Source organism: Bradyrhizobium sp. Pa8 (assembly GCF_052588265.1).
The window spans coordinates 2,948,044-2,967,052 of the sequence record NZ_CP176767.1 but is presented as its reverse complement, the minus strand read 5'-3'; the positions used below and the strand labels follow the sequence as shown (position 1 = coordinate 2,967,052).

General features: G+C 64.2%; 15 protein-coding genes. 12 read left to right on the top strand and 3 right to left on the bottom strand.

What is annotated here, in order from left to right:
- Positions 1 to 153: 153 nt before the first annotated feature.
- The 3 genes from ACKWRH_RS13420 (at position 154) to ACKWRH_RS13410 (ending at position 4,567) form a co-directional block, all read left to right on the top strand.
- Positions 154 to 1,389, top strand: a complete 1,236-nt coding sequence (locus ACKWRH_RS13420) for a putative DNA modification/repair radical SAM protein (RefSeq protein WP_445220928.1) — start codon at positions 154 to 156, stop codon at positions 1,387 to 1,389.
- Positions 1,389 to 2,831: a UdgX family uracil-DNA binding protein gene (locus ACKWRH_RS13415; protein WP_445220927.1), complete on the top strand. Its 1,443-nt coding sequence runs from the start codon at positions 1,389 to 1,391 to the stop codon at positions 2,829 to 2,831. The genes ACKWRH_RS13420 and ACKWRH_RS13415 overlap by 1 nt, the downstream gene beginning before the upstream one ends.
- 107 nt (positions 2,832 to 2,938) lie before the next feature.
- Positions 2,939 to 4,567, top strand: coding sequence for an inorganic phosphate transporter (locus ACKWRH_RS13410; RefSeq protein WP_445220926.1), 1,629 nt, complete (start codon positions 2,939 to 2,941; stop codon positions 4,565 to 4,567).
- A gap of 106 nt (positions 4,568 to 4,673) precedes the next feature.
- Here ACKWRH_RS13410 and ACKWRH_RS13405 read toward each other — a convergent pair whose 3' ends face one another.
- Positions 4,674 to 5,846 carry a M20 aminoacylase family protein gene (locus ACKWRH_RS13405; protein WP_085403878.1) on the bottom strand — a complete coding sequence of 391 codons (1,173 nt, stop codon included), beginning with the start codon at positions 5,844 to 5,846 and terminating at the stop codon, positions 4,674 to 4,676.
- Positions 5,847 to 6,057: 211 nt separating this feature from the next.
- Between ACKWRH_RS13405 and ACKWRH_RS13400 the strand changes: the two genes are divergently transcribed.
- From ACKWRH_RS13400 to ACKWRH_RS13375, 6 genes are all read left to right on the top strand, one after another.
- Positions 6,058 to 7,677 (top strand): GMC family oxidoreductase, encoded by a 1,620-nt coding sequence (locus tag ACKWRH_RS13400; RefSeq protein WP_445220925.1) that lies wholly within the window; start codon positions 6,058 to 6,060, stop codon positions 7,675 to 7,677.
- Between the two features lie 10 nt (positions 7,678 to 7,687).
- A complete protein-coding gene (locus ACKWRH_RS13395) occupies positions 7,688 to 8,569 on the top strand; it encodes an alpha/beta fold hydrolase (RefSeq protein WP_445220924.1) in 882 nt (293 codons plus the stop codon).
- A gap of 239 nt (positions 8,570 to 8,808) precedes the next feature.
- Positions 8,809 to 9,750, top strand: a complete 942-nt coding sequence (locus tag ACKWRH_RS13390) for a metallophosphoesterase family protein (protein ID WP_445220923.1) — start codon at positions 8,809 to 8,811, stop codon at positions 9,748 to 9,750.
- 24 nt (positions 9,751 to 9,774) lie between these two features.
- The gene (locus ACKWRH_RS13385) at positions 9,775 to 10,110 is read left to right on the top strand and encodes a cupredoxin domain-containing protein (protein ID WP_445220922.1); all 336 of its coding nucleotides are present in this window, start codon (positions 9,775 to 9,777) and stop codon (positions 10,108 to 10,110) included.
- A 142-nt stretch (positions 10,111 to 10,252) separates the two neighbouring features.
- On the top strand, positions 10,253 to 10,801 hold the full coding sequence (locus ACKWRH_RS13380) for a sigma-70 family RNA polymerase sigma factor (protein ID WP_445220921.1): 549 nt from the start codon (positions 10,253 to 10,255) through the stop codon (positions 10,799 to 10,801).
- Positions 10,798 to 11,565 (top strand): anti-sigma factor family protein, encoded by a 768-nt coding sequence (locus ACKWRH_RS13375; RefSeq protein ID WP_445220920.1) that lies wholly within the window; start codon positions 10,798 to 10,800, stop codon positions 11,563 to 11,565. The genes ACKWRH_RS13380 and ACKWRH_RS13375 overlap by 4 nt, the downstream gene beginning before the upstream one ends.
- Before the next feature lie 113 nt (positions 11,566 to 11,678).
- On the opposite strand, the gene hpnO is transcribed toward ACKWRH_RS13375, so the two are convergent.
- Positions 11,679 to 13,070 carry an aminobacteriohopanetriol synthase HpnO gene (hpnO, locus tag ACKWRH_RS13370; protein WP_014496812.1) on the bottom strand — a complete coding sequence of 464 codons (1,392 nt, stop codon included), beginning with the start codon at positions 13,068 to 13,070 and terminating at the stop codon, positions 11,679 to 11,681.
- 141 nt (positions 13,071 to 13,211) lie between these two features.
- On the opposite strand from hpnO, the gene ACKWRH_RS13365 reads away from it, so the two are divergent.
- On the top strand, positions 13,212 to 13,865 hold the full coding sequence (locus tag ACKWRH_RS13365) for a DUF2147 domain-containing protein (protein ID WP_445220919.1): 654 nt from the start codon (positions 13,212 to 13,214) through the stop codon (positions 13,863 to 13,865).
- On the opposite strand, the gene ACKWRH_RS13360 is transcribed toward ACKWRH_RS13365, so the two are convergent.
- A complete protein-coding gene (locus ACKWRH_RS13360) occupies positions 13,833 to 16,421 on the bottom strand; it encodes an MMPL family transporter (RefSeq protein ID WP_445220918.1) in 2,589 nt (862 codons plus the stop codon). The two genes, ACKWRH_RS13365 and ACKWRH_RS13360, sit on opposite strands and share 33 nt — an antisense overlap.
- Before the next feature lie 463 nt (positions 16,422 to 16,884).
- Between ACKWRH_RS13360 and ispH the strand changes: the two genes are divergently transcribed.
- Both ispH and hpnH read left to right on the top strand, forming a co-directional pair.
- Complete coding sequence (gene ispH, locus ACKWRH_RS13355) at positions 16,885 to 17,811, top strand: 4-hydroxy-3-methylbut-2-enyl diphosphate reductase (RefSeq protein WP_445222388.1); 927 nt, start codon at positions 16,885 to 16,887, stop codon at positions 17,809 to 17,811.
- A gap of 35 nt (positions 17,812 to 17,846) precedes the next feature.
- A complete protein-coding gene (gene hpnH / locus ACKWRH_RS13350; RefSeq protein WP_014496816.1) occupies positions 17,847 to 19,007 on the top strand; it encodes an adenosyl-hopene transferase HpnH in 1,161 nt (386 codons plus the stop codon).
- Positions 19,008 to 19,009 lie beyond the last annotated feature (2 nt).

The window sequence follows — 19,009 nt, the reverse complement described above, 5'->3', positions numbered from 1 at the left end:
CCTTCAGAGGTGATTGCCGAGGGTCTCAAAAATAAGAACCTGCGGCTGGCTCGTTTGTTCATGATATGTTCTAATATAAAGCTAACAGCGGCCGGGGAGTCAATCGAATTGGTGCTCATCCGGATTCGTAAGCTGAATCAAAGGGATTCCACGATGGACGTACAACGCAAGCTGGAGATTCTGGCCGATGCCGCCAAATACGACGCGTCGTGCGCCTCCAGCGGTACCGAGAAGCGGGATTCCAGCGATGGCAAGGGCATGGGCTCGACCGCGCCGGGCATGGGCATCTGCCATTCCTACGCGCCGGACGGACGCTGTATCTCGCTGCTCAAAGTGCTCCTGACCAACGCCTGTAATTACGACTGCCTTTATTGCGTCAACCGCGCCTCTTCCAACGTGCCGCGTGCCCGCTTCACCATCGACGAGGTGGTCAAGCTCACGCTCGACTTCTACCGGCGCAACTACATCGAGGGACTATTCCTCTCCTCCGGCATCATCCGCAGCCCCGACTACACCATGGAGCAGGTGGTCAGCGTCGCGCGCAAACTGCGCGAGAAGCATCACTTCCGCGGCTACATCCATCTCAAGACCATTCCCGAGGCCGACGACGCGCTGATCGCAGAAGCCGGCAAATATGCAGATCGCCTCTCCATCAACATCGAAATGCCTGAGGAGACGAGCCTGCAGCAATACGCGCCGGAGAAGGATGTGCGTGCGATCCGTCGCACCATGGGCCGGCTGCGGCTGAAGCTCGATGAGGCCGAGGAAAACCGCAGCACAAAGACGAAGGCGAGGCCGCAGCGCTTCGCGCCCGCCGGTCAGAGCACGCAGATGATCGTCGGCGCCGACGCGGCCTCCGATCACACCATCCTGCACACCAGCGCCAATCTCTACGGCTCTTACCGGCTGCGACGCGTCTACTACTCCGCCTTCAGCCCGATCCCCGATGCCAGCCGCGCTTTGCCCTTGCGCGCGCCGCCCTTGCTGCGCGAGCACCGGCTCTACCAGGCCGACTGGCTGATGCGCTTTTATGGCTTTGACGTCGGCGAGATCGTCGACGACAGCGCGATGCTGCCGCTCGACATCGATCCGAAGCTCGCCTGGGCGCTGCGCCATCGCGACCGCTTCCCGCTCGACGTCAACCGCGCCAGCCGCGAGGAGCTGTTGCGCGTGCCCGGCTTCGGCACCAAGGCGGTCGAACGCATCATCGCGACACGGCGCACCACCACGATCCGCCTCTCCGATCTCGCGCGACTGCACGTGCCCCGCAACAAGGCGCTGCCTTTCATCGTCCTCAGCGATCACCGCCCCGCCCCGCACCGCCTCGACGAGGCGCGGCTGATCGAGCGGTTCAAGCCGAAGGCAACACAACTGGGGTTTGGCTTCTGATGCAGTACATCACCCTCGACACCGAAACCGACTTCGACGGCTGGCGCAAAGCCGCGCGGTCGCTCGTGCTGCATCATGTGCAGCCAACCGATGTCACCTGGACCGTACAAGGCGGCGAAGCCGAGTTGTTCGCGCCGCCCGCCCCGTCTCCGATACTTGAGGTGAATGATGGCACCTTCAATGTGTCGGCAAAATTCGTCGATCTCGCCAAGGCCGCGATCCTGCATCGCGACGGCGAGCGCTTTGCGATCCTCTATCGCCTGCTCTGGCGATTGAAGGACAATCACGATCTCATCGAGGTCGCGACCGATCCCGATGTCGCGCAGGTCACGGCGATGGCACGAGCAGTCCATCGCGACGAGCACAAGATGCATGCCTTCGTGCGCTTCCGCGAGATCGGACGCGAGCGCGCAGCGCATTACGTCGCCTGGTTCGAGCCGGAGCATCACATCGTCGAGCTCGCCGCGCCGTTCTTCGCCAAGCGCTTCGCCGACATGCCCTGGTCGATCCTGACACCCGATCTGTGTGCGCATTGGGATGGCCACGCGCTCTCGTTCACGTCGGGCGTGAGCAAGAGCGAGGCACCCGGCGAAGACCGGCTGGAGGAAACCTGGCTGCGCTACTACGCCAGCATCTTCAATCCGGCCCGGCTCAAGGTGAAGGCGATGCAGACGGAGATGCCGAAGAAATACTGGAGGAACCTGCCCGAGGCGTCGATCATTAAGCCCTTGATCGAGGACGCCGAGCGCATGACCGGCGCCATGATCGCCAATGCCGCAACCGATCCGCACAAGCCCCAGAAGCGGCCGGAGGCTCCGATGTCACGCAAGCTGGCTGCCGACGATTTCGAAGCGCTCCGCGAGGAGGCCGCCCATTGCCGCGCCTGCCCGCTCTACAAGGACGCGACGCAGACCGTGTTCGGCGAGGGCCCGAAAGACGCCACCATCATGCTGGTCGGTGAACAGCCAGGCGACAAGGAAGACCTCGCCGGCCACCCCTTCGTCGGCCCGGCCGGCCAGATGCTCGACCGTGCGCTTCAGGAAGCCGGCGTCGACCGCAACAAGGTCTATGTCACCAACGCGGTCAAGCACTTCAAATTCGTGCCGCGCGGAAAGATCCGTCTGCACCAGAAGCCGGCAACGCCGGAGATCCGGGCGTGCCGGCAATGGTACGAGCGGGAAGTTTCGGCAATCCAGCCCGAGCTCATCGTGGCAATGGGCGCCACCGCCGCGCAGAGCGTGTTCGGCAAGATCACCCCGATCGGCAAGACCCGTGGCCGGCTCATAAACCTGCCCGACGGACGCAAGGCGCTGGTGACGGTGCACCCGTCCTATCTGCTCCGGCTGCCCGATCCGGAAGCCAAAGTGCTGGAATATCAGCGCTTTGTCGAAGACCTGAAGATTGCGGCCGCCTTGCAGAAGCAAGCCCCGCGCGCCGCCTAAATACTGGCAAATACTGGAGGGAAAGCGACTTTACGACGCAGTTGTCATCCAGCCTTCAAATCCATCGCGGACAATAGCCCTTCAAATTAGTTAAGGGGCGTCCAAAAATGACAGATGTTGCATTCGACCGTGCGGTAGGCGATCCGACGCCTGTCCAGCCGGCTTCCAGGCCAAATCTCGACAAGGGTTTTAACCCGCTCACGATGATCCTGTTCTTCGGCATCCTTGCCGCGGGCCTGCTGTTCGTCGCCTACAGCATCTATGTCGACGTCAACGCGACCGGCACGAAGGTGACGACCTTCCTGCCCTACATCCTGCTGTTCGTCGCACTGCTGATCGCGCTCGGCTTCGAGTTCGTCAACGGCTTCCACGACACCGCCAATGCGGTGGCGACCGTGATCTACACCCATTCGCTGCCGGCCGAATTCGCGGTGATGTGGTCGGGCTTCTTCAACTTCCTCGGCGTGCTGCTCTCCTCCGGCGCGGTCGCCTTCGGCATCGTCTCGCTGCTGCCGGTCGAGCTGATCCTTCAGGTCGGATCCAGCGCCGGCTTCGCCATGGTGTTCGCACTCTTGATCGCCGCGATCATCTGGAATCTCGGCACCTGGTATTTCGGCCTGCCCGCCTCCTCCTCCCACACGCTGATCGGCTCGATCATCGGCGTCGGCATTGCCAACGCCGTGATGCGCGGCCGCGACGGCACCTCGGGCGTCGACTGGAGCAAGGCCACCGAGATCGGCTACGCGCTCCTGCTGTCGCCGCTGTTCGGCTTCATCTGCGCCGCCGTGCTGCTGCTGCTGCTCAAGTTCATCGTGCGCAACCCGGCGCTCTATGCCGCGCCTGAAGGCAACAAGGCGCCGCCGCTGTGGATCCGCGGCCTGCTGATCGCGACTTGCACCGGCGTCAGCTTCGCCCACGGCTCGAACGACGGCCAGAAGGGCATGGGCCTGATCATGCTCATCCTGATCGGCACCGTGCCGACCGCCTACGCGCTCAACCGCGCGCTGCCGGAGAGCCAGGTCGCCCAGTTCCAGAAGCTCTCGGAGGCTGCCTCCAAGGTGATCGCGGCCAAGGGTGCTGGTCACTCGATCATCGGCGATCCCCGTCCTGCGGTGACGCAGTACATCACCTCGCACCACATCAGCGAAGGCACCTACCCCTCGCTGTCGGTGCTGGTGAAGGATGTCGGCGACCAGGTCGCGAAGTACGGCTCGCTCAACAAGGTACCGGCGGAAGTGGTCGGCAACACCCGTAACGACATGTACCTGACCTCGGAAGCGATCCGCTTCCTGATGAAGGACAAGGAAAACGACCTCAACAAGGAAGAGGTCGCGACCTTGAACGCCTACAAGGGCGGGCTCGATAGCGCCACCAAGTTCATCCCGACCTGGGTGAAGGTCGCGGTCGCCATCGCGCTCGGCCTCGGCACCATGGTCGGCTGGAAGCGCATCGTCGTCACGGTCGGTGAGAAGATCGGCAAGACCCATCTCACCTATGCGCAGGGCGCCTCCGCCGAGCTCGTCGCCGCCGCCACGATCGGTGCCGCCGACGTGTTCGGCCTGCCGGTCTCGACCACCCACGTGCTGTCGTCGGGTGTCGCCGGCACCATGGCCGCGAACGGTTCGGGCCTGCAGATGGCGACCATCCGCAACCTGCTGATGGCCTGGGTGCTGACGCTGCCCTGCGCGATCGCGCTGTCGGCCACGCTGTATGTGATCTTCTCGCGCATCTTCTGAAGCCGATCACCACTCAAAGACATCACCACTCAAAGACATCACCACTCAAAGACAAAGGGCCCGTGCGATGCACGGGCCCTTTTCGTTTGCGCTTCGGGGTTCGGCGTTACGACGCCGCGAGCGATTCCTCGACAAGCTTGACCCAATAGGACGTGCCGAACACGATCGCCTCGTCGTTGAAATTGTAGGCGGGGTGATGCAGGCCGGCGCTGTCGCCGTTGCCGCAGAAGATGAAGGCGCCGGGCCGCGCTTCCAGCATGTAGGCGAAATCCTCGCCGCCCATCAACGGCGGCATCTCGTGCACATTGGCCTCGCCGGCAACGTTCCTGGCGATGCGCCGCGCCACCTCGGTCTCCGCGGCGTGGTTGTTCACGACAGGGTAGTTGCGCTTGTAGTGCAGATCGATCTTGGCGCCGGTGATCTGCGCCACGCCCGCCACCACTTCGTGCACGCGCTTCTCGACCAGCTTGCGCACCTCCGGCGACAACGTGCGGATGGTGCCCCTCAACGTCGCAGTTTGCGGAATGACGTTGCGGGCATTACCGGCGTGGAATTCGCAGATCGAGATCACGGCCGATTCGAGGGGATCGACGCTACGGGCGACGATCGACTGCAGCGCGGTGATCACCTGCGCGCCGACCAGCACGGAATCGACGCATTTGTGCGGACGCGCGGCGTGGCCGCCGAGGCCCTCGATCATGATGTCGACCTCGTCCGTCGCCGCCATGATCGGGCCCGGCCGGATCGCGAACGAACCGATCGGAATGCCCGGGCCGTTGTGCATGCCATAGACCTGCTCGATGCCGAAGCGCTCCATCAGGCCGTCCTTGACCATGGCCGCGCCGCCGGCGCCGCCCTCCTCGGCAGGCTGGAAGATCACCACAGCATCGCCGGCGAAGTTGCGGGTCTCGGCGAGGTAGCGGGCCGCACCGAGCAGCATCGCGGTGTGGCCGTCATGGCCACAGGCGTGCATCTTGCCCGGAGTCTTGGAGGCGTAAGGCAGGTTGGTCTGCTCGTCGACGGGCAGCGCGTCCATGTCGGCACGCATGCCGATCACCTTAAGCCCGTCGCCGGCCGGCTTGCTGCCCTTGATTACGCCGACCACGCCGGTCTGCCCGAGGCCGGTCACGACCTCGTCACAGCCGAACTCGCGCAGCCGGTCCGCAACGAATGCTGCGGTGCGGTGGACGTCGTACAGCAGCTCCGGATGCTGGTGGATGTCCCGGCGCCAGGCCTGAATATCGGGTTGGAGGTCGGCGACGCGGTTCACGATGGGCATGGAGGGTCTCAAGCCTTGATGGGAATACAGGACTGTCTACCATGCAAGCACCAGTCCACCTAACTCCCGCGGATCGAGGGTCCCCTGTGCTCTCGTCATGGCCGGGCTTGCCACCATCTTGTCTTGGCCATCCACGTCTGACTATTAGGACGGAAAGCGCGTGGATGCCCCGGACAAGCCCGGGCATGACGCCTGTTTGGGTGGAAGCAGAATGCCGAGGCGGCTCGAAGGTGAGTTTGACTACGTTGTCGTCGGAGCCGGCACGGCCGGCTGTATCATCGCCAACCGCCTCTCGGCCATATCAGGGAATCGCGTCCTCATTCTCGAAGCCGGCGGCGACGACAACTGGATCTGGTTCCACATTCCGGTCGGCTATCTCTTCGCGATCGGCAATCCGCGCTCGGACTGGATGTTCAAGACCGAGGCCGAGCCGGGCCTGAACGGCCGCTCGCTGGCCTATCCCCGCGGCAAGGTGATCGGCGGCTCTTCGGCGATCAACGCCATGATCTCGATGCGCGGACAGGCCGCCGATTACGACCACTGGCGCCAGCTCGGCATGACCGGCTGGGGCTATGACGACGTGCTGCCGCTGTTCAGGAAACTCGAAGATCACTTCCTCGGTGCTAGCGAGCATCATGGCACCGGCGGCGGCTGGCGCATCGAGGCGCCGCGGCTGTCATGGGCCGTTCTCGACGCCGTCGGCGATGCCGCCGAGGAGATGGGCATCAAGCGCATCCCGGATTTCAACACCGGTGACAACGAAGGCACCAGCTATTTCCACGTCAACCAGAAGCGCGGCCGGCGCTGGTCGTCGGCGCGCGGCTTCCTCAAGCCGGCGCTGAACCGTCCCAACCTGCGACTCGAGAAGAACGTGCTGGTTGATCGTCTCATCATCGAGCAGGGCCGCGCCGTCGGCGTGCGCTTCATCCAGAATGGCGAGGTCATCGAGGCGCGTGCCAAACGCGAAGTAATCCTCTCGGCAGGCTCCATCGGCTCGGTGCAGGTGCTGCATCGCTCCGGCATCGGCCCCGCCGACTGGCTGTCGCCGCTCGGCATCGACATCGTGATGGACAAGCCCGGAATCGGCCGCAACCTTCAGGACCATCTCCAGCAGCGCGCGATCTACAAGGTCGAGGGCGTGCGCACGCTGAACGAGACCTACTACAATTTGTTCCGCCGTGGCCTGATGGGGCTCGACTACGCCTTCCGCCGCCGCGGACCGCTGACCATGGCGCCGTCGCAGCTCGGTATCTTCACGCGCTCCGACGCGACGCGCGCACGCGCCAACATCCAGTTCCACGTGCAGCCGCTGTCGCTCGACAAGTTCGGCGATCCCCTGCACCGCTTCCCCGCGATCACGGTGAGCGCCTGCAATCTGCAGCCGACATCGCGCGGCACGGTGCGGCTGCGCTCGGCGAGCCCGGACGAGAAGCCGATCATCGCGCCGAACTATCTGTCGACCGACGACGACCGCCAGGTCGGCGCCGACGCGATCCGCGCCACGCGGCGGCTGATGCAGCAGAAGGCGCTGGCGAAATATCGCCCGAGCGAATATCTGCCCGGTCCCACCGTCGGCGACGACGATGCCTCGCTCGCCAAGGCCGCCGGCGACATCGGCACCACCATCTTCCATCCTGTCGGCACCGCGAAGATGGGCGCGGCGAATGATCCGATGGCGGTGGTGGACGAGCGGCTGCGTTTCTACGGCCTGAGCGGTCTGCGCATTATCGACGCGTCGATCATGCCGACCATCACCTCCGGCAATACCAACACGCCGACCGCGATGATCGCCGAGAAAGGTGCGACGATGATTTTGGAGGATGCGAAGTAGCGCCCCAACCATGATCAGCCTGCATCGCTTTTCAATCGGCCCAGCCGACACAGAGATCGCCATGCTGCGATGGGGCGAGAGCGGGAGGCCGCCCGCGCTGCTCGTGCACGGCACCGGTTTCGTCGCCGACGTCTGGGACGAGGTCGCGCGCGCGCTTGCATCGACCTACACCGTTTACGCGCTCGACCGCCGCGGCCACGGCGCGAGCCACAAGCCCGATGCCTATCATTTCCTTGACTATGCCGAGGATGTCTGCCGGGTGATCGATGCGCTCGATCTGCGAGACGTCTACGGCATCGGCCACAGCGCCGGCGCGACCGATCTCCTGCTCGCGACGAAACTTCGGCCCGGACGCTTCACGCGCCTGTTCGTGATGGAGCCGACCGCGATGGATCCGCGCGCGGCGCGGCCCGGAGGATTGAGCGAAGACTCCCTGTCCCGCGTGCAGGGCACGCTGCGCCGGCGGGCCGAATTCGACAGCGCCGACACCGTGTTCGAGCGCTACCGCACTGCGCCGGCGTTTGCCGATTGGACCGAACCATCGCTGCGGGCCTATGTGCGCCACGGCTTCGTGCCGCTGGAGAATGGCCGGGTTCGGCTTTGCTGCACGCCCGAGATCGAATTCGCAATCCTGCGTCCGATCTACGAGGCGATGGAGCAAGTCTATGTCGGCGATGCCCGCGGCAATCCGTTTGTCTCGCTCACCGAGATCGACTGCCCGGTACGCGTCACCACCGCCGCGAAGTCGGGACCGATCTACAAGGAGATGGCGTCACGCGCCGTGTCGCTGATTCCGCGCGTCAGCACGCTGGTCTTTGAGGGCGCCGGGCACTGCGTGGCGCAGGAAGTGCCGGAACGCGTGGTGGAGGCCGTGCGGGAGTTCGCAAAATAGGTATCGTGCCCCGGACGCTGCGCAGTACGCAGTGATGCGCCGCAGAGCCGGGGCCCATCTCACCGCGTGCCGCGCGGCTTTCTGGGTCCCGGCTCTGCGAAGCAGCGCTATCGCGCTGCGTTGCGCCCGGGACACGAGATCCGCCACCTCACGAAAACGTCATCGCATCCGGGAAATAAGTCTCACCCTCCCCCAATCACGTCCCCGAAGCCCAATTCCGGGCGAAGTGGAGACGTGCGATGAGCGGACACGATCACGGGGACGGCGTCAGCCGCCGCAAGGTGCTGGAATGCATGACCTGGGCCGGCACCGGGGTGCTCTGGACCATCACGGGCGGCGTGCCGCGCTCGCTCGGCATCATCGATTCCGCGCAGGCCGCCACGGCAGCCGCGCCCGGCATGACCTTCCTCCAGATCAGCGACAGCCATGTCGGCTTCGACAAGCCGGCGAACCCCAACGCGCTCGGCACGCTGGAGGAGGCCGTCAACAAGATCAACGCAATGCCGGCAAAACCCTCCTTCATGATCCACACCGGCGATATCACGCATCTGTCGAAGGCCGCCGAGTTCGACAATGCCGACCGCATCATCTCGCAGAGCAAGCTCGACGTGCACTACGTGCCGGGCGAGCATGACTTCCTCGACGAGGAGGTGAAGTTCTATCGCGAGCGTTACGGCCGCGGCACCAAGGGTGCAGGCTGGTATTCGTTCGACGCCGGCGGCGTGCACTTCATCGGCCTCGTCAACGTCGTCGACCTCAAGGCCGGCGGCCTCGGCAATCTCGGCGCCGAGCAACTCGCCTGGCTCGAGGACGATCTGCGCGGCAAGTCGAAATCGACGCCGATCGTGCTGTTCGCGCACATCCCGCTCTGGACGGTCTATCCCGAATGGGGCTGGGGCACCGAGGACGGCGGCCGCGCGCTGGAACACGTGAAAGGCTTCGGCTCCGTCACCGTGCTGAACGGCCATATCCATCAGGTGATGCAGAAGGTCGAGGGCAACGTCACCTTCCATACCGCGCGCTCGACTGCGTTCCCGCAGCCGGCGCCGGGGGCCGCGCCCTCGCCCGGCCCCATGAAGGTCGAGGACGCAAAGCTGCGCGGCATGCTCGGTGTCGCCAGCATCAACTTCAAGCAGAACGAGCAGCGGCTCGCGATCATCGACACGCCACTGCAGGGTTGATCCAGGGCTGAACGGAAGCTGACAATGAAAACACTCAATCGCCGCGACTTCGGTGTCGACTTCGGTCTCGCTTTGGTCGCGGCCATCCTCTTGCCCGCAACGGCGGCCCGTGCCGACGACATGGAAGTGCATATCGACAATTTCGTTTTCCAGCCGGCCGAGCTGAAGATCAAGCTCGGCACCACCGTGACCTGGACCAACCGGGACGACATCCCCCACACCGTGGTGTCGGCCGGCAAGTTCAGGTCCAAGACCCTGGACACCGACGACAAGTTCTCGTTCACCTTCACCAACGCGGGCGACTACAAATATTTTTGTTCGTTGCACCCGCACATGACGGGGATGATCAAGGTTGAGTAACGCCTCGAACCAAGGCATCAACGTCTTGCCCGGCCGGTGGTCCCACGCCGGCCGGGCTCGTGTGCCTTCGGTCACACACAGGGACGAAACGAACAGGGACGAAGCGACGCGACGCGCAGAACAAGAGGCAAAGCGAGGAGCGATGCCCGCCAACGACGATTTGCAGAAGGCGCAGCGCTTCCGCGAAGCCGCGCTGCCCTATCTCGACGACGTCTACACGCTCGCGCGCTATCTGCTGCGCGATGCCTCCGACGCCGAGGATGCGGTGCAGGAGTGCTATCTGCGCGCGCTGAAGCACTTTGACAGCTATCGCGGGCCGGCGATGAAGCCTTGGCTGTTCGCGATCCTGCGCAACGTCTGCAACGCAGAATATGCGCGGCGCGCGCACCGGCCCAGCGCGATCGAGGACACGCCCGGCGCCGCCGATCAGACGCCGATCTGGCAGGAGAGCGAGGCGAGCCCCGAGACCGAGGTGCTGCGCAGCCGTGAGGCCGGCGCCATCCGCAAGCTGATCGACGCGCTCGCCGAGCCGTTCAAGGAAACATTCGTGCTGCGGGAGATCAACAACCTGTCCTATCGTGAAATCGCCGAGGCCGTCGGCGCCCCCGTCGGCACCGTGATGTCCCGCCTCGCCCGCGCCCGCGCCATGCTGCGCGCGGCCTGGACGGCGGAAGAGGAGCACTCGAGATGACCTGCGACGAAGCAAAGATCCTGCTTCACGCGCTGCTCGACAACGAGCTCGATGCCGGCCACGCGCGCGAGGTCGAAGCCCACATTGCCAGCTGCCCGGACTGCGCCGCGGAGTTTGCCGCACAACGCGAGATGCAGCGCGTGCTCGCCGACACCGATTTGCGCTATACCGCGCCGGCAAGCCTGCGCGCCCGGATCGAAGCCTCGCTGCCGCAGCCGCAGCGCCGGCAACCGACCCGCCGCTCCGTGCTGCGCGGCTTTGCGATGGGCTCGGCCGTCTCCGCGCTCGCCGCCTCCGGCGTCGTCGCCGTGGTGCTGCGCCAGGACGACCAGCAGCGCATCCTGTCGGAGGTCGTCTCCGCGCATCTGCGCTCGCTGCAGGCCGGCCATCTCATCGACGTGGTCTCCACCGACCAGCACACGGTGAAGCCGTGGTTCAACGGCAAGCTCGACGTCGCCCCGCCCGTGATCGATCTCACCGCGCAAGGCTTCACGCTGGTCGGCGGCCGGCTCGATTATATCGACGCCCGCGCCATCGGTGCCGTCGTCTACAAGCGCCGGCAGCACGTGATCAATTTGTTCGTGTCGCAGACATCGAACGCGGAATATCGCGCGCCGAAGACCGAGACCATGCAGGGCTTCAACTGCCGCCGCTGGGGCAATCGCGGCCTGAACTTCTGGGCCGTCAGCGATATCGGCGCCGACGAGCTCGCGGAGTTCGTCGAGAAGTTCGAGGCGGCGATGAAGGCGAATGTGGAGGGGTAACGGTCTTCGCCGTCATTGCGAGCGGATCGAAGCAATCCAGCCCGCATCCGCAGAGGGATACTGGATTGCTTCGCTTTGCTCGCAATGACGATTGCTGAGATAGATCGGCGAATTTACGCCGACCGCCGCACCGCGTTGTCCACCAGCGTCTTGCCGAGCGACCAGATCGCGCCGGGAACCTTGTGGCTGCCGGCGATGACGTCGTCGAAGGCGCGCTCGATCCAACCGCAATCTTCCTCGGTGATGGTGAGCGGCGGCAGCAGCTTGATGGTGTGGCTGCCGTGACCGGCGACTTGCGTGAGGATCTTGTGGTCCTTGAACAGCGGCACGGTGATGAGCTGGCAGAACAGGCCCTTGTTGGCAGCTTCCAGCACGTTCCAGGACGCCCGCAGCCGCAACGACTTCGGCGGGCCGAACTCGACGCCGATCATCAGGCCCTTGCCGCGCACTTCCTTCATCAGCTCGTAGCCGGGCACCATGCGCGTCAGCGCGAGGCGCAGCTCGGCGCCGCGCTTGGCGGCGGACTCGATCAGCTTCTCGGACTCCATGACATCGAGCGTCGCGATGCCCGCGGCCATCGCCAGATCGTTCTTGGAGAAGGTGGAGCCGTGCACCACCGCGCGGTCCATCTGGTTGAAGATCTTGTCGAAGATGCTCTTGCGCGTCAGCACGGCGCCGACCGGCACGTGGCCGCCGGACAGCGACTTCGACAGCAGCACCATGTCGGGCTCGACGTTCCAGTGCTCGACCGCCAGGAAGCGGCCGGTGCGGCCCATGCCGGTCTGGATCTCGTCGGCGACGAACAGCGTGCCGTATTTCTTGCAGAGCGCGGCAGCGCCCGGCAGGAACTCGTCGGTGGGCATGTTGACGCCCTTGCCCTGGATCGGCTCGACGACGAAGGCCGCGACCTCGCGCGAGGCCAGCGCCTTTTCGAGCGCGGCGAGGTCGTTGAACGGAATCGAGGTGCAGCCGGGCAGCAGCGGCTCGAAGCCGGTGCGGAAGTTCGAATCACCCGTCAGCGAAAGCGCGCCGTAGGTCAGGCCATGATAGCCGTGGGCGCAATAGACGATGCCGGGACGGCCGGTGGCGCCGCGCGCGAATTTGATCGCCGCTTCGACGCATTCGGCACCGGAATTGGCGAAGAATGCCTTGTCGAGATAGGGAACGTATTTCAGCAGCCGCTCGGCGAGCACGCCGGCGAGCACCGAGACGTCGAACTGGACGAGATTGGGCAGGTCGGCATCGAGCACGCTCTTGAGCGCCTCGCGCATGACAGGGTGATTGCGCCCGATCGCGAACACGCCAAAGCCGGACAACAGGTCGAGATAGCGCGCCCCCTCGCGATCGTAGAGGTACTGCCCCTGCCCCTTCTGGAAGCCGACATCGTAGCCGATGGTCTTGAGAACCCGAACGAACTGCTCGTTCAGATGCCGATTATGCAGGGTGCTGCGCTGGGCCTGACGGTCCGCGAATAGCTGAGACATGTCTGGATTTGGGCTGTGCATCCGCTACATACTTCGCTTGAGGGCCGGCTCGTCAACTGAAAAGGGACCGTTACTGAAAACGGTCTGTGCGGCCTTTTGCCCTTTTTCGGACCATCTTCGCAAGCACAGCTTTAAACCATGTTGCACTGCCAAGGAACTATCATGCGTTTAGCCCTTTACACCGGACTAATACTGGCTGGCGGCTTCACCGGCCTGACCCCGGCGCTCGCCGCCGATCCGACCGGCGACTGGCGGGTTGCCGACGCCGTCGCCAACATTCGTGTTGCCCAATGCAATGGCAGCATGTGGGGCGCGGTTTCCTGGGAAAAGCAGCCCGGCGGCCGCGACGAATACAATCCGGATGCATCGAAGAAGACCAGGCCGACGCTGGGCATGGCGACCCTGATCGACATGAAGAAGAAGCCCGGCGTCGATCAGTGGGAAGGGCAGGTCTACAACGCCAAGGACGGCCAGCTCTACAGCGCAACCATCACGCCCGTCGGCACCGACCAGCTCGAAATCAAGGGCTGCGTGATGGGCTTCCTCTGCGGCGGCGAGACCTGGACCCGCGTCGCCCCACCGATTCCTTTGAGCACCGCCAACGCCATGGCCAAGGGCGCGCCGAAGCCCACTAGCGCGGCGCCGAAAGCCCAGGGCACCACAACAAGCGGCACGACCGTCGCCACAGCGCCGGCCCCTGCCCCCGCCGCGGCCCCGAAGACCGCCGCCACCACCGCCAAGCCCGGTCAGAAGAACGCCGCCGACCTGGTCGGCGACATCTGCCTACTCCCTGAGATTGCGGGGTTTGCCCATTAGGGCCGGCTGGAACAGCAGCACTGCGGCAAGCGTCGTCACCAGCGAGAGTGCGAGCAGCTTGCCCATGCTGGATGTTCCGGGGTGGCTCGACAGCCACAAGCTGCCGAATGCGGTCGCCGTCGTCAGCGCGCTGAAAAAGATCGCGCGCGTCAGGCTGGTCTGGAGCAGGTTTGTCCTGCCAGAGCGCCAGGCCACGACATAATAGATCTTGAAGGCGACGCCGACGCCGAGCAGCAGCGGGAACGCGACGATGTTGGCGAAGTTGAGCGGCAGGCCGATCAACACGCAGATTTCGAGCGTAACCGCGCCGGCGACCAGCAGCGGCACCAGCGTCATCAGCACGTCGACGAACCGCCGCAGCGTGATCCAAAGCAACAGGCCGATCACCAGCAGCGCGTAGATGCCGGCGTGGATGAACGCCTTCACCACGGTGTCACCGGATTTCAGGATCGAGACCGGCCCGCCGATCGCGGTCGGCTCGGCCGCAAGCACCGCCGCTGCAAATTTGCGCAGCGTTTCGTTGTCATTGGGATCGCCTTTCGGCAACGCCTCGACGCGGATGATGCCGTCCTTGCTCTTCCAGGCGTTGACGAGATCGGGCGGCAGTGAGTTCAGGGTGACCGGCCCGGCCTGCATCGCGTTCCTGAGCTGGTCGAACGCGATCTTCAGCGGCGTGACGAACACGTCCTGCGCCTTGTTCCGCGTGGCCTCGTCGCCATTGGCGAGCTTCTCGAGCGCGTCCGCAAGCCGGCGCGAGGCGACCGCACCCGGGCCCTTCGCGTCACCCGCGGTCCGGCGCAGATTGTCGACCGAGGATTTCAGCGAATCGACGTTCTCCTTGTCGGTCGGCGCCGCGTCGACCTGGTCGGGATTGAGCGCGGGATTCAGCACCTTGGCGCCCTGCGCGAGCAGCTTCAGCTTCGGCGGCTGGTCTTGCGGCACGAAGCTGTCGAGCGACATCACGCGCAGCACCTCAGGCACCTTCTCCAGCCTCGCCTCGACCTGCCGCGCCTGCTCCTCGGACGTGGTCATCACGTTGATGGCATTGGCGCCGGTGTTCGGATCCTTGCGCAAATCGAGGAAGGTCGCGATCGACTCCGCGTGCGGGTTGCGCAGGTTCATCGGGTTGAAATCGAACTTCATGAAGTAGAGCAGCGGCAGGCCTGCGAGCGCCAGCAGCAGCGTGCCGCCTACGACCAGCACACGGTGCTTCTCCAGGAAATGATCGAGCGGCGCCAGGAAGGCGTAGCCGACCGGCTCCTTCTCGCCGGGCGGGTTCAGCAGCTTCAGCATTGCCGGCAGGATGGTGATCGAGGAGAGGAACGCGACCAGCATGCCGACACCGGCGATCTGGCCGAGCTCCGCGATGCCCTTGTAGTCGGTCGGCATGAAGCAGAGGAAGCCGGCCGCGGTCGCCATCGCCGCGAGCGAGAGCGGCACCGCCGAGCGTTTCGCTGCCCGCACCAGCGCAGCCGAAAGGTCGTTGTGCTTGTAGCGCTCCGAGCGGTAGCGAACGCTGTACTGGATGCCGAAATCGACGCCGAGGCCGACGAACAGCACCGCGAACGCGATCGACAGCAAATTGAACGAGCCAACCATCATCAGACCGGCGGCGGTCGTGAGCGCTAGCCCGACGAAGAGATTGACGAACACGGCGAAGATGATCTTCGCCGAATGCAGCGCCAGCCACAGGATGAGCAGCACGACCAGCACAGTGCCGATGCCGTTGACGACGGCGCCTTCCTGAACGGTCGCGTATTCCTCGTTGGCGATCGGGATCGGGCCGGTGAGCCGCACCCGCGCCTGGTATTTGGTGGGAAAATCGAGATCGGCCGCGGCCTTGCGGATCGCGTCGGTGGCATCCTTACCAGGCTCCAACGCGTTGTAGTCGAGGATTGGCTTGAACTCGATGAAAGCGCGCTTGTCCGAATCCTTCAACGGCTCGTCGCTAACGAGCTCGCGCCAGGAGAAGCTGGCGTTGCCCTTGTTGAGCACGGTCTCGATGGTCTGCGCGATCAGGTTGAAGGGCCGCGCGGTGCTGTCGAGCTTGACCTGGCCGCGCTTGACGCCGGCAAGTCCCGTCTCCAGCGCGCCGGTCAGGCCGCGGATCGAGGGGTCGCCCGCCATGATCTCGACCAGGGGCGCTGCGGATTCGAACTGGCTGGTGATCTTGGCGACTTCTTCGGTCGGCAGGAACAAGAGGCCGTTCTTCTCGAAGAACTCGCCAGTGCCGAGCTGCTGCATCGACTGGAAGTTGGTCTTGTCGTCCTTTAGCCTGGCATAGAGCGCGTCTGCCGCCGCGCTCGCCATCTCCGGCGTCCGGGCCTCGACCACAGCGAGAATCGTTTCGTTTTGATCGAACGCCTTGTCGAATTGCTGGTCACGCTTGCGCCAGTCGAGATTTTGAGAAATCAGCGAATTGATGTCGGTGTTGATGGCGAAATGGCGCGCAGCGTAATAGCCCGCCCCCACTGCCAGCAGGAGCCCGAGAACGACGACGAGGGAGGCAAACCGGGTGCAGGCCCTGACGATGGCAACGACTACGCTTTGCAGCATCTTTTCTTTCTGCGGTTAACAGCTTGCCGGAAACGCCCGCTGTTTATCGGAGTTCCCCGGCGAAACCTATTGCTGTTTTGAGTGGTTCTCGCCGCGCGAAGGTTCGAGGTAAACGGCGACAGACCGTGGCAAACTCGTGCGGGGCCGTCGGTATAGCCGGTGACTTGAGGCGGGAAAGTGGCGAAGAGATGAGCACAAATGTCGCCATCTTGCTCAGTGCGAATGCCCTATTATAATACCTTGCATGCGCACGGTCACGGTACCAGGGTTTCATCCGGTCTTTCCTTTTTGCCGATTTTTTGACACAAAGTGCTGTGCCTCCATGCGCCGGGGGCCCAGCTAGGGTGGGCGGTTACCGCGTGCGCGAAACCAATGGTGCGGTTATTGCAACTCATTGGGCAGTACCGAGGTGCCGCCGGGGACTTGAGAAGCGGATTGGTGCAACTTGCGTGATGGGCGTCCGATGGAAGTTTATCTAGCGCAGCCGCGCGGCTTTTGCGCCGGCGTGGTGCGTGCGATCGAGATCGTGGAACGGGCGCTGGAGAAGTACGGCCCGCCCGTCTACGTGCGCCACGAGATCGTGCACAACAAGTATGTGGTCGAGAGCCTGAAGAACAAGGGCGCGATCTTCGTCGAGGAACTGTCCGAGGTGCCGCCGAAAGCCGTGACCGTTTTCAGTGCCCATGGCGTCGCCCGCAGCGTCGAGGAAGAGGCCGCCGCGCGCGACCTTCCGGTGCTCAATGCCACCTGCCCGCTGGTCACGAAAGTTCACAATCAGGGGAAGCGCTACATCGCCAGGGGCCGCACCCTGATGCTGATCGGCCATGCCGGCCACCCCGAGGTCGAGGGCACGATGGGCCAGGTTCCCGCCCCGGTGCTGCTCGTCCAAAGCGTTGCAGAGGTTAAGGCCTTGACGCTGCAGGCGGATACGCCAGTGGCCTACATCACCCAGACCACCCTGTCGGTCGACGACACCAAGGACATTATTGCGGCCCTCCAGGCCCGCTTTACAGATATTCAAGGTCCGGATATCCGGGATATCTGCTATGCGACACAGAACCGCCAATCTGCGGTAAGGGACTTGAGCAAGCTGGTCGACGTGATCTTGGTGGTGGGCGCCGCCAATAGCTCGAACTCGAACCGCCTCCGCGAAATCGGCACCGAGGCCGGCGTCGCGAGTTATTTGATTGCCGACGGCAGCGCGCTCAATCCGGAGTGGTTGAAAGATGCCAAGACCGTCGGCGTCACGGCCGGCGCTTCGGCGCCTGAGGTACTTGTGGATGACGTGATCGAAGCGATGCGGCGGATCGGACCGGTCAAGGTCTCGGTGCTGCCGGGTCGCGAGGAAAACATTGAATTCCGGCTTCCGGCCGAACTGGCTGCGAGCTGACCCACCCGAATTCCAAGCCCAGAAAGAAACTTGTAATGGCTATCCCCTTCTTCAAGGAAATGCGTATCGGCGGCTATTTGCTCAAGCAGAAACTGCTTGGCCGCAAACGCTATCCGCTCGTGCTGATGCTGGAGCCGCTGTTCCGCTGCAACCTCGCCTGCGTCGGCTGCGGCAAGATTGATTATCCGGATGCGATCCTCAACCGCCGCATGACCGCGCAGGAGTGCTGGGATGCGGCCGACGAGTGCGGCGCGCCGATGGTCGCGATTCCCGGCGGCGAGCCGCTGATCCACAAGGAGATCGGCGAGATCGTGCGTGGCCTCGTCGAACGCAAGAAGTTCGTCTCGCTCTGCACCAACGCGCTGCTGCTCGAGAAGAAGCTCGACCTGTTCACGCCCTCCCCGTACCTGTTCTTCTCGGTGCATCTCGACGGCCTGAAGGACCATCACGACAAGGCCGTGTCGCAGAAGGGCGTGTTCGACCGCGCCGTCTCCGCGATCAAGGCGGCCAAGGCGCGCGGCTTCACCGTCAACGTCAACGCCACCATCTTCGACGGCCATCCGGCCGAGGAGATCGCAAAATTCCTCGACCTCACCGTCGAGCTCGGTGTCGGCGTCTCGATGTCGCCGGGCTATGCCTATGAGCGTGCGCCGGACCAGGAGCACTTCCTCAACCGCACCAAGACCAAGAAGCTGTTCCGCGACGTCTTTGCGATGGGCAAGGGCAAGAAGTGGAACTTCATGCATTCCGGCCTGTTCCTGGACTTCCTCGCCGGCAACCAGGAATACGAGTGCACGCCGTGGGGCATGCCCGCGCGCAACATCTTCGGCTGGCAGAAGCCCTGCTATCTGCTCGGTGAAGGCTATGCCAAGACCTTCAAGGAGCTGATGGACACCACCGACTGGGAGACCTACGGCACCGGCAAGTACGAGAAGTGCGCCGACTGCATGGCGCATTGCGGCTACGAGCCGACGGCGGCGACCGCAGCTCTCAACAACCCGCTGAAGGCGATGTGGGTGTCGCTGCGCGGCATCAGGACCTCCGGTCCGATGGCGCCGGAAATCGACATGAGCAAGCAGCGTCCCGCGCAGTACATCTTCTCGGCGGAAGTGCAGAAGCGCCTGTCTGAGATCCGCAAGGACGAGGCCGCCGCTGCGCAGGAGAAGGCCGCTCGCAAGGCTTCGACCGCCGCGTAAGC

Excerpts from the sequence above, each read along its gene's own strand:
- hpnH (WP_014496816.1), top strand. The coding sequence starts at position 17,847 with ATGGCTATCCCCTTCTTCAAGGAAATGCGTATCGGCGGCTATTTGCTC.
- ispH (WP_445222388.1), top strand. The coding sequence starts at position 16,885 with ATGGAAGTTTATCTAGCGCAGCCGCGCGGCTTTTGCGCCGGCGTGGTG.
- ACKWRH_RS13405 (WP_085403878.1), bottom strand. The coding sequence starts at position 5,846 with ATGCCCATCGTGAACCGCGTCGCCGACCTCCAACCCGATATTCAGGCC.
- ACKWRH_RS13395 (WP_445220924.1), top strand. The coding sequence starts at position 7,688 with ATGATCAGCCTGCATCGCTTTTCAATCGGCCCAGCCGACACAGAGATC.
- ACKWRH_RS13380 (WP_445220921.1), top strand. The coding sequence starts at position 10,253 with ATGCCCGCCAACGACGATTTGCAGAAGGCGCAGCGCTTCCGCGAAGCC.
- hpnO (WP_014496812.1), bottom strand. The coding sequence starts at position 13,070 with ATGCACAGCCCAAATCCAGACATGTCTCAGCTATTCGCGGACCGTCAG.
- ACKWRH_RS13420 (WP_445220928.1), top strand. The coding sequence starts at position 154 with ATGGACGTACAACGCAAGCTGGAGATTCTGGCCGATGCCGCCAAATAC.
- ACKWRH_RS13410 (WP_445220926.1), top strand. The coding sequence starts at position 2,939 with ATGACAGATGTTGCATTCGACCGTGCGGTAGGCGATCCGACGCCTGTC.
- ACKWRH_RS13365 (WP_445220919.1), top strand. The coding sequence starts at position 13,212 with ATGCGTTTAGCCCTTTACACCGGACTAATACTGGCTGGCGGCTTCACC.
- ACKWRH_RS13400 (WP_445220925.1), top strand. The coding sequence starts at position 6,058 with ATGCCGAGGCGGCTCGAAGGTGAGTTTGACTACGTTGTCGTCGGAGCC.
- ACKWRH_RS13360 (WP_445220918.1), bottom strand. The coding sequence starts at position 16,421 with ATGCTGCAAAGCGTAGTCGTTGCCATCGTCAGGGCCTGCACCCGGTTT.
- ACKWRH_RS13390 (WP_445220923.1), top strand. The coding sequence starts at position 8,809 with ATGAGCGGACACGATCACGGGGACGGCGTCAGCCGCCGCAAGGTGCTG.
- ACKWRH_RS13375 (WP_445220920.1), top strand. The coding sequence starts at position 10,798 with ATGACCTGCGACGAAGCAAAGATCCTGCTTCACGCGCTGCTCGACAAC.
- ACKWRH_RS13385 (WP_445220922.1), top strand. The coding sequence starts at position 9,775 with ATGAAAACACTCAATCGCCGCGACTTCGGTGTCGACTTCGGTCTCGCT.
- ACKWRH_RS13415 (WP_445220927.1), top strand. The coding sequence starts at position 1,389 with ATGCAGTACATCACCCTCGACACCGAAACCGACTTCGACGGCTGGCGC.